Below are 13,364 nucleotides of genomic sequence, written 5' to 3' on the forward strand. Positions count from 1 at the left end.
GTTACTTAGCATTGAGATACTTGGCACCAAGATTATTCTGCACGAGAAGCACCGCAATGGTTACCAGTCTGGGCGAACAATGGAAAATCACCACCCTCAGTGGGGCTTCGCTGCACGAAGCGATGCCACGTCTGCAGGCATTTCTCGGCAGCAAACAACATAACCACCCCGCTCACAATCCGTTGTGGCTGTATGTGCTGAAAGATGGCCTGCGACACGTTCCTTACGCACTGGAAGCAAGTTCCAATGGCGAAACAGTGGGCTATTTGCCACTGATATTTGTGCGCAGCACACTTTTTGGGCGATTTCTGGTCAGTTTGCCTTATTTGAACACGGCAGGAGTGTTTGCAGACGCACCTGATGTGCAGCGTGGGCTGATTGATCAGGCGATTGAGTTGAGCCAATCGTTACGCACGCGACATCTGGAACTGCGGCACGAACAACCAATCGATCACCCACGCTTCAATGGGGTGCGTGCAACGAAAGTACATATGCGGCTGGCACTTCCGTCGTTTCCTGGCCCACTGTGGGAAAGCTTTCCAGCGAAAGTTCGCAATCAGGTGCGGAAAGGTGAAAAATCGAATCTCACTGTCCATTGGGGCGGGAAAGAACTGCTGGAAGAGTTTTACTTCGTCTTCAGCACCAACATGCGGGATCTCGGCACACCCGTCTATTCTAAACGCTTATTTGAAGCGATCTTACGCTACTTCCCTGGTCAGGCGGAACTGTGCATTGTGCGGCACCAGGGAATGCCAGTTGCCTGCTCGGTATTGACCCACGGACAGGGGATTACGGAAGTACCCAGTGCCTCTTCATTAAAAGATTTTAAGCATACCAGTGCCAACATGTTGATGTTCTGGCACCTGATTGACCGTGCGATCCAGCGTGGGCAGCACACGTTCGATTTTGGCCGCTCCACCAAAGACAGCAATACCTACCGCTTCAAGAAACAGTGGGGTGCCACGGAAAGCCCCGCTGTCTGGCAATATTGCCTGCACGGCCAATCGGCAGAATTGCGAGCGGACAACCCACGTTTCTCCCGCCTGATCCGCATCTGGCAACGCCTGCCCGTGCCAGTAACCCAGGTCCTCGGCCCACAGATCGTCCGGGGGATCCCGTAACTCTCAATTCAGGCAAAGACAGTTGGTGATGTGTGAACAGACTGAACATTTCGTGCATGGTATGTCTCTATCATTTGATAATTACCAATCGATGCGGATATAACAGGTATGTCTATTACACTGGGAGTTGAGAACTTACAAAACAATTTTCATTGTTCATCTCCAATATACTTCCCCCAAGTACCCAAGCATTACTTTTGATGGAAACCATCTACTTGCGTGCACATAATTATATATCCACCTGGCTGTTCTTTCATGCCATTTTTGTTGCAACAATGACTCGATTTTGACCAGATAGGAATCCGTAAACTGTTACAGAATAAGCAGTTGTGGAAACTGGAAAATTTTTGCAGAAAAATGAAAAGTAACGATCAGGCGAATGTCAGAGAATTGGTTTCAGGCTTGTTTCTGTTGGCTTTACTCTGCTGATTCAGACTTTTTGGTGCCGCACGTGCCACCAGTACCACAGCCCCCACCTCCACAGCCTTCTTTTTTCTCTGGTGGGGCAGCACCTTCGCTGGTTGCGGGGGGTGTTGTTGGTTTTTCTTCGGTCTTTTTGCCAAAGATGCGGTCGTAACCATCGGAAAAACCTTGTGTTTCGCCTAAGCCAATTCGCACGATGCTCATTCGGAAACTCCCATGTAAAGAAACTTCGTTTAGTTAAGATACCGCACGCCAAAAAAAGATTCCAGATTTATGAAGAAATTTTGTCCCACGAAGCGTCCATCCCACCGGTAGTGTGCGACAGCATGCAACCTGGTATTTCTACCACGGATCAGGTAGAATATTGTTCAATGGAATTCGCTTGTTAATATTTGAAACGGAAAATTTGCGCCATACAAGGCAAGAATAGAAGCAACATTCATTCAAATGTTCATCAAATCATTTAAATAAATCAATCTCCTTGAGCAACAAGAAAAAACGACCTGCAAAAAGCAATTTGCCACAGAAAATCTGTCCCACCTGCAGACGAGCTTTTACCTGGCGTAAAAAGTGGGAAAAGAACTGGGATCAGGTTCTGTATTGTTCGAAAAAATGTGCTGGCAAACGTCCATCTGGGTGAATTCGATTAACAACAACTCCTGTTGCAAATCAGGCTGTTCTCATTTCTGTTCAGCGAACCTGTTAATCAATTGTTGTGTCTCGATTCCATGAAAATTAAGGGAGAAATATTGTCCTTGAAGGAAAAGCCCATGGATTATCGAAGCATTTTTGAACTGATTCTGCAGGATGAACGATATCACCAGAATCTTGATTGGGGACGTGCCCGCCCTGGCCACCCCGAAGGGACTGTCCGTGCCCATATCGCTGAAATTGAACCCAATCTGGAACAGCTCCGACCAAAGTTGTCTGAAGAAGAGTACTGGAAGCTGAAACTCTTGATTCACACCCACGATAGCTTTAAGGCGGAATCAAAGCCCGGTGTGCCAATACTCGATCCGGAAAGCCATGCCTCGCTGGCACGTGCATTTCTTGCCAAGTATTGTGATGATGCGGACCTGCTGGCAATGGTGCAGTTCCACGATGAACCGTACGCACTATTTCGCCAATTTGAAAGTAAAGGGATCTATAACCAGGCACGATTCGATGCTTTGTTGCAGGCGATTGGAGATTGGAATCTGTTTCTGGCATTCAACATCATCGATGGTTGCACGATCGGCAAAGCCCGCGACCCACTGATCTGGTTGTTTCAGGAAGTGGCAGGGAAGGTCGAATCTACCTTTACTTCAGAAGATATCATCGTGTGACTGACTATGCATGTGGAATTCATCTGCCGCATTTTGATGCTGTGGGCGATGAAAGCAACCTAACCCCCCAACCCCCCTTCCCTCGCAGGGAAGGGGAGCAAGTCGTCCGCACATTCATTCCCCTCTCCTGCGAGGAGAGGGGTGGCGTAGCCGGGGTGAGGTCAAAAAATGCAACCCCCCAGCCCATTCCCTCGCAGGCGGGAATCCATTTTTTTCATATTTGGCAGGTTCTGGATACCAATTTAAGTTTAGAGCCCTGGATTCCCGCCTGCGCGGGAATGACGGCTTTCAGGAGCTTTCTCATCTTATCAAGAAGCAATTTTTGATGAATTCTTTCTCATAATTTAAATCCTCCTTCTTCGCATCCGAATGACTTTGTGACTCTTATGAGGAAATCTGATGAGAAATGTGTTCATTTTTGGTTTGGGTGCGGTGCTTGTCGGTGTGATTTCATCCCCACTGGTGGCGGATGAAAAAGAAGCACGTGCGGTGCTCGAAAAAGCAATCAAGGCCCACGGTGGGGTGGAAGAGCTCAAAAAGCTGGAATCCCACAGTGCCCAGTTTTCGGGCACCATCAGCACCAACGGCATGGACCTGAAGTTTGCTGGTGAAGTGAAAGCCAAAGGTTCGGAATATTTCAAAGTGGCGATGGAAATCGATGTCAACAACATGAACATTGCGATCGTCAACGTGATCAGCAAAGACAAAGGCTGGGCCAAAGTAGCCGACAACATTATCGAAATGGACAAAGACCAGGTTGCCGAAGCAATGCAGCAGGGGCATCAGAACGCGGCACTTAACCTCTTCCCACTACTGGACAAAAAATACAAACTGAGTGTGGTTGGAGAAGAGAAAGTAAACGGGAAAGATGCGATCTGTATCCGTGTGGAACATCCTAAGTTCCGTGCCATCAACATCTGTTTCGACAAAAAAAGTTACCTGTTGGTGCAAGCGACTTCCGTGGTAAAAGACTTTCAGGCGGGAGAAGAAGTGACCGAAGTGACCACCATGACCGATCATGAAGATAAAGGCAGCCGCCAGCCAAAGAAACTTACCATCACCCGTGATGGGAAACCATACATCACCATGGAAGTTTCTTCATACCAGTTGAACCAGAAGTTTGATGACAAGGAATTTTCCAAACCATCCTCAGACGATTAATGCATCAGCTTACGACATTGTCCGGTGGGGCATCCAGCAACGGATCCACCGGATTGACAATCTTCTGATCGCCTAGTGGCCCTTCATTATCTTTGCGGTGCTTCTGTTGCACTCCAGGAATCACGGTAATCTGCTGGAACATATCCGGTCGCCGATCCAGTCGTGGGGTGACAGTGCCTGCGTGGCGGGCTTCCATCAGGTCGTCCAGATCGAGATCGCAGATCAATACCGTTTCTTCGTTGGCATCCGCTTCTGCAGCAATACCATCGCGGGCGAACGGAAAATCCGACGGTGTCAGCACAGCGGCCTGACCATACTGCACATCCATGTTGGTTACATCGGGCAAATTGCCCACGTTCCCTGCCAGACAGACATAAATCTGGTTTTCAATCGCCCGCGCGTGGGCACAGAGCCGCACCCGCAGGTAACCCTGGCGGTTATCGGTGCAGAATGGCACAAACAGGATTTCAATTCCCTCATCGGCCAGATACCGCACCAGTTCCGGGAATTCGACATCATAACAGATCGATACACCAATGCGAGCCCCACCTGGGGTATCAATCACTACCAGGCGATCCCCGCCGGTAATGCCCCACCATTTGCGCTCGTTGGGTGTGATATGCAGTTTGGGTTGCTCAATGACCCGCCCATCCGGCAGGAAAACATGGCAGATATTTTCCAGCTTATCGCCTTTGAAGACCGGGTGGCTGCCACCGATAATCGTCAAACCATATTTCATCGACAACTCACGGAACATTTCAATGAGCCTTGGGGTATATTCCGCAAGTTTTTTCATCCCTTCCTGGGGCGACAAAGCATCCACCTGAGAAAGTAGCTGCACCGTAAACAGTTCCGGAAACAGCACATAATCCGAACCGTAATCCCCTGCCACATCGACAAAGTATTCCACCTGACGTGCAAACCCTTTGAACGATTTTATTTTTCGCATCTGGTATTGCACGCACGCCACCCGCACCTTGCGAGGGCCTTTTTTGGGTGGGCGATAATCCGGATTTAGCCATTCAATCAAGCTGGAATTGTTCTTACTTCGTGGATCACGCAGATAGTTCGGCATCACCCCACGGAAACTGAAGCCTTCACGCAGTTGAAAACTCAACACCAGATCGCGAATTTCGCCAGCCACCACGCGGGCGGCATATTCTTCGGGAGAGTAGCGGTCGGCGTAATCGATGTAATTCCATAACCTGCCCCCTGCCAGAATCCGCCGCAGGTTCTTCCGTTTACACAATTCGCGACGCGCAGCATACAAAGCAGCCCCCACCCCCAGGCCACGTGTTTCGGGGTGGACATAAACATCGGCACCGTAAAGCGTATCGCCCTGTGGGTCGTGGTTAGTGAAATAGCCGCTATCTGTAATTCCCGACCAGGTGTGGTTCCGCAGTGGTTCGGAACCAAGATTGACAATCAAGGAAGAGCAGGCCCCGACAATTTTTCCGGCCACTTCCGCAACAAATTGCCCTTCAGGAAATTGCCGCAAGTGGCTGAGCAGGTGGGTCTCGCCCCAGACCACATTTTCTTCAGCCATTGTGGGATAGGCAGCCTTGTTCAATTCCACCAGCAACGTGATATCATCCGCACGCAGCAGACGCACGTGCACGCCATCGCGGGCTTCTTTCTTCTTTGATTTTGCCATAATATTAGTGAAAATTAATTCATCATCTGTCAGAGATGTCGTCTTTCTTTATGGTAGGCGTTCCGAAGCGGGAATGTGCACCACACTGAATGCACAGACTTCGAATGGCACCTTCTTTGGCAGTGGGCTGGGGATCTGGGTGGCACCGTTCCAGGTGACGTAAACCCTTGCACCATCAGGAGATACAGCCGTACTGAAAGTGCCGATCGGCACAAACCCAGCCTTGGCATGGATGGGAGCATAAAGAAATGCAATTACTTTTTTTGTTTTCGTTTTCAGGTCGAACTGCACCAAGGGTGTGCCAATTCGTTCCGCACCACCGTGGGCACCAGGGATGTAATACAGATATCGTTCGGTTTTCGGATCGAGATCGATCGACGTCACATAATCCGGCCCACCAATCGTGGGATCGCCAATTAGTTCCGCTTTTTCGGTTTTGGTATCGAACACCCACAGTTGATTGCGGTCGATGGTGTAGACTTTGCCCGATTTGCTTTCTTCAGTGGCTGCCCGCAGCACAATTTTGGCATCGATTGGGGTCAACTGATCCGGTTTCGCGGGGTCAAAGCGATAGAGAGCTTCCACTGCATCGGCTTTATCCTTCCCTTCAGGTCGCTGGTGGAAATAGACACGCCCTGTGGAAGGTGCGAAGATCATATATCGTGCGGGGCCCACTTCATGAGAAAAAACTAATTTGTTGTCCTTCACATCGTAGGCCAGGAACTGTGGTTTCTTCACATTTGCCCCATCCTGGGTGCCCGCGTAGAAGATTAAGCGTTGCGGATCCAGCACGCTGGTGGGCATGCACTGAAATGGCAGTGGGGCGTGCTTGACAATTTCCGTAAGTCCTTTCTGTGGATGGTGCCGAATGATCCAGTCCCCCTGATAGTGGTACTGTGCCGTGGTAATCCGCGTCGAGCCACGGTGCGTGGCAAAATAGAGCCAGCCATCGCTGCCCAGGTCGATACGACTGTGGATTTTGCCCGGCGTGTAATGGCCTTCAGGAAGTTTTAATAATTTCCGCACATCCACCAGTTGCTTCAGGGTTTTGGTGGCATCATCGTATTCATACACATACGCATTGCCGTGCGGTGCCAGGTGGTCGCCAATGGCCGAGTAATATTTGCCATCAATTGCCAGCCCATCGCCCCAGTTGGACCAGGGCTTCCCCGCATAGGTTTGTCCGGGATAGAACTGGAAATCGACCGTGGGGACTGTTTTGGCGATCCCCACCTCTTTGGGAAGATCCACCGGTGCTTTCAGGAACGCAGGATCGCTTAAGGTGATTGCTGTCTGGCCGTTGGGCAATTTTGGTGGAAAACGTTCCCCATCCTGTGCCTGTAATGGCACGATCATGCCAAAAAGCAGAATAAATGACTGAATTCTCATGAAGTAATCCTCATTTGTCGGTGGGTTGGATGATGTGGAGTTTGTTGACAGGCAGTTTTTCTATCAGGTGTGTGGTGCCATCCGGAAAACGCACCTGCAGATCAATCTGGTCATGCTTTCCAAGGCCAAAGTGGCATTCTGCCATCTGCCCACTGGCATAGCCGTAGCCCACGTTAATTTCCTGTGTGCCCAATCGCTTTTTGGTACCCGCTTCAAACAGTTCAAATCGCGTGCCAATGCCATCGCTGTTGAACTTCTTGCCGGTGGCTTTCAACGTCACCCAGTTCCCCACCTCGGCAGTGCTGTTCTTGAGTAGTCGACAGTGATTGTTCTGGTACCAGTTCACCAGAAACAGATCCCGCTTCCCATCGCGGTTGAAATCTGCGGATGGACCTGCTGGGAAGTAAACCAGTTTCCCTTTTGTTGCACCTTGTTCTTCGAAACGTGGTTTGCTGGGATCTGTGGTCACATTCCGGTAAATGACGGGATGAATTGAGCCATCATCCTGCAAGTATGCTGCGGTGGTGTAAATATCGGGCCGGCCATCGTTGTCGAAGTCAATCAACTCCACGTGGGGGGTCTTCACTGCCAACGAATCGGGCAGGCCAGCCTCTTTGGTAATATCCCGAAAGGTGGGTTCCCCAGCAACAATTCCCGTGTTCAGATAGACGCGATTACGGGCAGGCTCACCATGAATGCCCAGCACAATATCCAGCAGCCCATCATTATTAATATCTGCCGTTGCCACACCACACGGCCAGTCTTCGTTGTGAAGTGGCTTCCAGGCAAAGGTTTCTGCTAACTTCTTGGATTCCTGGTACTTTCCCTTTCCATCACTCAAGAAGAAACGGTTGGAGTGCCCCACCAGAAAATCGGGGAAGCCATCGTTGTTCCAGTCTGCCACAGCGTGGCCAAGTCCGAACAGATCGTTGGGCAGCCCCACCGTTTCGGTGACATCTTCAAACTTCAATTTGCCCAGGTTTTTCATCAGGCGAGACTTGGGGTTTTTGCGAAAGCGGTCTTCAATGATCAGCAGATCGAGTAACCCATCTCGGTTGTAGTCGAAAATACCAATATTTCTGGCTGTTTGCATTTCCTTGGGAACCGCACCCGATTTTTCAGTGATGTCGAAGTAATAATTGTCCCGATCCTGCAACAGGCGGGAGGGTTCTACTTTGGCTTTCCCCTGGATACCCATGGTTTTGCCCGCACTGGCTTTGGCATTGTTGGAAATGAATAATTCCTGTTCGCCATCGTTGTTGAGGTCGGCAAAAACTGCCCCACTAGTGCGGCCGTAGACCATCGTCCCTGGGATTGCGACATGGGCAAAAGTGCCATCTTCGGTTTGTCGTAACAGATAGCTATGTACCGGCTTGTTAACAGGTGCATATTCCGCATCGGGCCTGTCGCAGAAACCGCCGACAAACAGGTCTGGGACACCGTTATCTTCAAAATCTCCCCACGCTGCACCGTGGCCCATCATTCCTTTCAGAAAGTTCTTGATCCCACTCTTTTCAGTAACATCTTCGAACTGAATCACCACCTGACCATGGGAGGAACTGGCAATACCAAAGAATAACACTGCCAGAAACACAGACTGTCGCTTGATCATATCAATCATCCTCCAGGTGGGGTATTAATAACCTGCTGCTTTACCATCCAGACGATGGTCTGCCGCACCGTAGTATTTGCCGGTTTTGGGATCAATGTAGATCGAATGAGCGTCGCCTTGCCGACCAATCGTGATTCGGTGGCCCAATTTCTTTAGTTCATCCAGATCGATATTGTGGTGGGCTTCGATTCGCAGTGTATCCGGGAACCACTGATGGTGCTGGCGAGGGAATGCCACGGCCTGATCGATCGGCATTTCGTAATCGATGACATTTGTCACCACGCAGAACACTGTATTGATGATGGTTCGCCCACCTGGGCTTCCGACAATCAGAAATGGCTTTCCGTTTTTCAGAACAATCGTGGGCGACATCGAACTGAGCATCCGCTTGCTAGGTGCCACCAGGTTCGGCGGAGTGCCAATGCGACCTGTCAGATCGGTAATCCCAGGCCGGGAATTAAAATCGCCCATCTCGTTGTTCAGCAGAATCCCCGTACCAGGCACCATCACGCGGGAGCCGTAACTGTTTTCCAGCGTATAAGTATTGGATACAGCCATCCCATCGCGATCAATCACCGAAAAGTGCGTGGTGCTGTCACTTTCTTTGGTTAAGGGAATATCACCTGCCAGCTCTTCACTGGGGGTGGCTTTGGTCAGCGAAATGGTTTTTGCCAGTTTCGCCGCATACTCCTTACTGGTTAAGTAGTTCGGGATTTTGGTAAACGCCGGATCGCCCAGAAATGCTGCCCGATCGCGATAAGCACGCCGCATGATTTCTGCCTGCAGGTGCCTTGCAGGTACCGAACCTGCCGGAAAATTCTTCATGTCGAAGGTTTCCTGCATGTTCAACATTTGAATCAGGACGGTCCCACCCGAGCTGGGTGGTGCGGCACCAATGATGGTGTAGCCCCGGTAACTGCCTGTCAGCACCTCGCGTTCCACCGCACGGTAAGCTTTCAGGTCGGCTTCGGTAATGAATCCTTTGCCGATTTCCATTTCTTTGGCAATCAGTTCGGCAGTTTTTCCTTCGTAAAAACCTTTGGCGCCAGCACTTGCGATCCGTTTCAGCGTGGCAGCCAGTTCCGGCTGAATCAAGCGATCCCCCACCTTCCAGGGGGTTTTGCCCGCGTCCTTGCCCAGCACCCGCAGCATTTCCGGGTGGGCTTTCGAGCGACTTAAAATGCTGTTCAGTGTGCGTGTCAGAAACTCATCCATCAGAAAGCCATTTTCTGCCAGATCGATTGCTGGCTGCACCACCTCTTTCCAGGGAAGCTTGCCAAACTTTTTGTGGGCCATTTCCAATCCATGCACCGTTCCAGGCGTTCCCACAGCACGGTGATTGTGCCAGTTGGTAGTTTTAATGAATGTTTTCTCATTCGCGGCTGCCGGTGCAGTTTCTCGATAGTCAAACATCGTTGGTTTGCCGTTGGCAGGTGCCACCAGCATGAAGCCACCCCCACCAATATTGCCCGCTTCCGGGTGCGTGACTGCCATTGCCAATGCCACCGCAACGCTGGCATCGACGGAATTTCCGCCCTTTTTGAGAATGGCAACGCCCACATCGGCTGCATCGGGCGAAACGCACACCACCATGCCATTGGTGCCTTCCACCACCGCATGTGGTTTCTGAGCGTGCAGCACCACCGCTGATAGCAGCATGCCCAAAAAAGTGATCAATGATCTCATGTTGTTCTTCCCAGCCTGCCCGAACTAATACTAGCGTAACCGATTTGCAGGGGTGGGTACAAATGGATTCCTTATTCAGGAATGGATTTCTGCGATTCGCACCCTCTTCATTATTTGTTCATAAATATTATCCAGCCCACGTGCGTCTAAAATCGCGACATTCAACCTTCAACGTTTCGCTTGGCAGAAAGGGATCAACATGTATAATCAAATACTAGTTAGAGCAAATGGTTAATTCCGTTATCCATTTGAATCAACCATTCCCAACGTCCAAAACAACATCATGAATAGAACCCAACAAGCAGATATTACCATTATTGGTGCGGGCCTTGCCGGTTTAGCGTGTGCCTGCCATCTGCATCGTGCAGGAGTGCGTATTCAGGTGCTGGAGGCATCGGATCATGTTGGTGGGAGGATACGCACCGACATTGTGGCTGGGCACCAGCTCGACCGTGGCTTTCAGGTGTTTATCACGGGTTATCCCGAAGCGAAGCAGATGCTGGATTATCAGCAACTGCACCTGCAAATGTTTGAACCAGGAGCAATGATACGCTGGAACAAACAATTTTACCGCCTTGTCGATCCGTGGCGGCGACCCTTTGCCAGCCTGCCCACCTTGCTTTCGCCTGTGGGCACTCTGGGAGACAAAATCCGCATCGATCGTTTGCGAAAAACTGTCAGTTCCGGCACTCTGGAAGAATTATTCGACGGCCCAAACATCACCACATTGCAATTATTGCAGCAATTTGGTTTTTCCCCACAGATTATCGGACGATTTTTCCGTCCGTTCTTCGGAGGGATCTTCCTGGATAATTCGCTGGATAGCCATGCGAATATGATGCGGTTTGTCTTTCGGATGTTTGCCAATTCCGATGCTACTCTGCCTAAAGCGGGGATGCAGGCCATCCCGCAGCAACTGGCCAATCAACTCCCTCCAGAAACGATTCGTTTCAATTGCCCCGTTCGCAGTATTGCCAATGGTTGTATCTATCTGGAAAACGGTGAAGTGCTGGTCAGCCCGCAAACGGTTGTGGCGGTGGAAGGTGCGGCATTAAAACAGTTCATTCCGGATTACCCAACGGTTCCTGGTCAGTCTGTCACCTGTTTGTACTTTACCGCACCGAAGGCACCATTCACACAGCCCTATCTGGTGTTGAACGGGGAAGGAAGTGGGGTAATCAATAATCTGGCCGTGCTCAGTAATGTGGTACCGGAATACGCCCCACCAGATCGGGCCTTGATTTCCGTTTCCGTGCTTGGCAATCATGCACTGGAAGAGATTCTGCCCACGGTGAAACAGGAATTGCATTCCTGGTATGGGGTACAAACCGAACAATGGGAATTATTAAAGCACTATCAGATTCCCTATGCCTTACCACGCCAGCATGTGGAAGATTTTGCGAAGATGAGGCAGCTAACCGCTCCATTACCACCCAATGTTCAAATCTGTGGGGATCATACTCATCACGGTTCCATCCAGGGTGCGTTGGAATCAGGACGACGTGCTGCTGAGCTGGCATTACAACTGGTTCCACGTTTCAGTGCCTGAGTCATCATTGTTTACATCACCGTTATTCCCCACCGATGCAGACGATGCAAGTGGGCTGGCGGGCGAATTCACCTTCCAGATTACATGTGGCCAGAAACAACTTCCCACCATGCAAGGTCAGCCCACCGTAATTCATGCCAGGTGCCTGAATGGGTGCGTCCTTTAATGATAAGGTCCAGGCGGGTTGCCCGGTTTTGCGAACAATGGCATGTACGACGCCAGCGTTATCGGCAGCAAAAACAGTGTCTGCGGTCACTACCGGCGGGGCAAACAGCGATGCCTTTGCATCGTACAGCAGCGTGCGGGAACCATCTTTCAGCGACATTCCACGCACTCGTCCATCAGTGCAGGTGAAGTAGGCTGAACCATCGCGCAGTGCTGCACAACCCAGAATGCCACCGGCAATACTTTTCTGCCAGCGAACTTTACCAGAGGCGGGATCGATTGCCAGGATTTCTCCACGGGAACCCTGCAACGATTTTGGGTCGTAGGAAATACTGCTGGTGGTGATAATCAGCGTATCCTGATCGAACGAAGCACCACCCCACGGATTATAGGTCAGTGGGGTTTTCCACAGTTCCTTACCCGTAGCAGCATCCAGACAGAACAATGCCCGCTCACCCAGTTTCTCTTTATCGAGAAATGCCGATGCAACATACAATCGGTCGCCCACGAGCAGCACAGGTGCATCGACATGCCACTTTTTGGCACCTGCCTGCCACACCAGCTTTGGCTGTGGGCGATGCAACTGATCTTCCGTGGGTGGGACGGCAAAATCGGGATCTTCTTTCTTCTCTTTTTCGTACTTGGCCAGCAGTTCTTTCCAGCGTTGTTCCTGTAATGCTGGAACATCTTTTGGCAGCACAGCTTTCCCATTCAAATCCAGTGTGGTCGCATCCAGGCAAATCACTCCCGCAGAGCCTGCACCAAGATAAATACGATTGTTGTGAACGGTGGGGGCCCCTTCCATATGCACCAATTCTCCGGGCACCGCATATGCCCATGTCAGATGCCCACCTGCACTTGGGAAACAATACAAAATTGCCCCATCGGTCTGGTGCATACCATCCCCAAAGTAAATCGAATCGCCCACTACCGCTGGGGCACTGACGCTGGGTAGTTTCAGCATTGGGGCACTTTTCATCCACCTGGGGGCAATCATCGCCCGGTCGGCAGGTGCCTGCGACAGTGCCAGTAACGTGGGCTTGTTGAACGCACCAATGCTGGAAAGCAACAGTTCCTGGCCACTGGGGACTGGTGACGCAATGAAGTTTTCTTCCGACTTCAAAAACCACTGTACCGCTGGCTTCTTCGGTCCTGCCACAGTATCGACGGTGCCTGTACGCTGGGCATTCCCACGATACGTTGGCCAATCGTGTTCGGCACCAATCAGTGAACCCACACCAGCCAACAGCATGCTGAAAATCAACGTTTGCTTCATCAT

General features: G+C 50.7%; 11 protein-coding genes. 5 read left to right on the forward strand and 6 right to left on the reverse strand.

Going from position 1 to position 13,364, the window contains the following annotated elements; genetic code table 11:
- Nucleotides 1-56: 56 nt before the first annotated feature.
- Entirely contained in the window at nucleotides 57-1,121 is a 1,065-nt protein-coding gene (locus R3B84_03600; GenBank protein ID MEZ6139635.1) for a FemAB family PEP-CTERM system-associated protein, read from the forward strand.
- 417 nt (nucleotides 1,122-1,538) lie between these two features.
- Here the strand turns inward: R3B84_03600 and R3B84_03605 are convergent, their stop codons facing one another.
- Complete coding sequence (locus R3B84_03605; GenBank protein ID MEZ6139636.1) at nucleotides 1,539-1,748, reverse strand: hypothetical protein; 210 nt, start codon at nucleotides 1,746-1,748, stop codon at nucleotides 1,539-1,541.
- A 313-nt stretch (nucleotides 1,749-2,061) separates the two neighbouring features.
- On the opposite strand from R3B84_03605, the gene R3B84_03610 reads away from it, so the two are divergent.
- The 3 genes from R3B84_03610 to R3B84_03620 all read left to right on the forward strand — a co-directional run bounded on the left by R3B84_03610 (nucleotide 2,062) and on the right by R3B84_03620 (nucleotide 4,030).
- On the forward strand, nucleotides 2,062-2,184 hold the full coding sequence (locus tag R3B84_03610; protein MEZ6139637.1) for a DUF2256 domain-containing protein: 123 nt from the start codon (nucleotides 2,062-2,064) through the stop codon (nucleotides 2,182-2,184).
- Nucleotides 2,185-2,314: 130 nt separating this feature from the next.
- A complete protein-coding gene (locus R3B84_03615) occupies nucleotides 2,315-2,869 on the forward strand; it encodes a hypothetical protein (GenBank protein MEZ6139638.1) in 555 nt (184 codons plus the stop codon).
- Nucleotides 2,870-3,268: 399 nt separating this feature from the next.
- Complete coding sequence (locus R3B84_03620) at nucleotides 3,269-4,030, forward strand: hypothetical protein (GenBank protein ID MEZ6139639.1); 762 nt, start codon at nucleotides 3,269-3,271, stop codon at nucleotides 4,028-4,030.
- A 4-nt stretch (nucleotides 4,031-4,034) separates the two neighbouring features.
- Here R3B84_03620 and R3B84_03625 read toward each other — a convergent pair whose 3' ends face one another.
- Genes R3B84_03625 through ggt form a run of 4 tightly spaced genes read right to left on the reverse strand, consistent with a single transcriptional unit; the run spans nucleotide 4,035 to nucleotide 10,371 of the window.
- Nucleotides 4,035-5,684: a bifunctional GNAT family N-acetyltransferase/carbon-nitrogen hydrolase family protein gene (locus R3B84_03625; protein ID MEZ6139640.1), complete on the reverse strand. Its 1,650-nt coding sequence runs from the start codon at nucleotides 5,682-5,684 to the stop codon at nucleotides 4,035-4,037.
- Between the two features lie 48 nt (nucleotides 5,685-5,732).
- Complete coding sequence (locus R3B84_03630) at nucleotides 5,733-7,073, reverse strand: hypothetical protein (protein ID MEZ6139641.1); 1,341 nt, start codon at nucleotides 7,071-7,073, stop codon at nucleotides 5,733-5,735.
- A 10-nt stretch (nucleotides 7,074-7,083) separates the two neighbouring features.
- Nucleotides 7,084-8,685: a CRTAC1 family protein gene (locus R3B84_03635; GenBank protein MEZ6139642.1), complete on the reverse strand. Its 1,602-nt coding sequence runs from the start codon at nucleotides 8,683-8,685 to the stop codon at nucleotides 7,084-7,086.
- Nucleotides 8,686-8,709: 24 nt separating this feature from the next.
- Complete coding sequence (ggt, locus tag R3B84_03640; GenBank protein MEZ6139643.1) at nucleotides 8,710-10,371, reverse strand: gamma-glutamyltransferase; 1,662 nt, start codon at nucleotides 10,369-10,371, stop codon at nucleotides 8,710-8,712.
- A 283-nt stretch (nucleotides 10,372-10,654) separates the two neighbouring features.
- Between ggt and R3B84_03645 the strand changes: the two genes are divergently transcribed.
- Nucleotides 10,655-11,920: an NAD(P)/FAD-dependent oxidoreductase gene (locus R3B84_03645; GenBank protein MEZ6139644.1), complete on the forward strand. Its 1,266-nt coding sequence runs from the start codon at nucleotides 10,655-10,657 to the stop codon at nucleotides 11,918-11,920.
- A gap of 22 nt (nucleotides 11,921-11,942) precedes the next feature.
- On the opposite strand, the gene R3B84_03650 is transcribed toward R3B84_03645, so the two are convergent.
- Complete coding sequence (locus tag R3B84_03650; protein ID MEZ6139645.1) at nucleotides 11,943-13,364, reverse strand: PQQ-binding-like beta-propeller repeat protein; 1,422 nt, start codon at nucleotides 13,362-13,364, stop codon at nucleotides 11,943-11,945.

This window comes from Zavarzinella sp., from assembly GCA_041399155.1.
Taxonomy (GTDB): domain Bacteria; phylum Planctomycetota; class Planctomycetia; order Gemmatales; family Gemmataceae; genus JAWKTI01.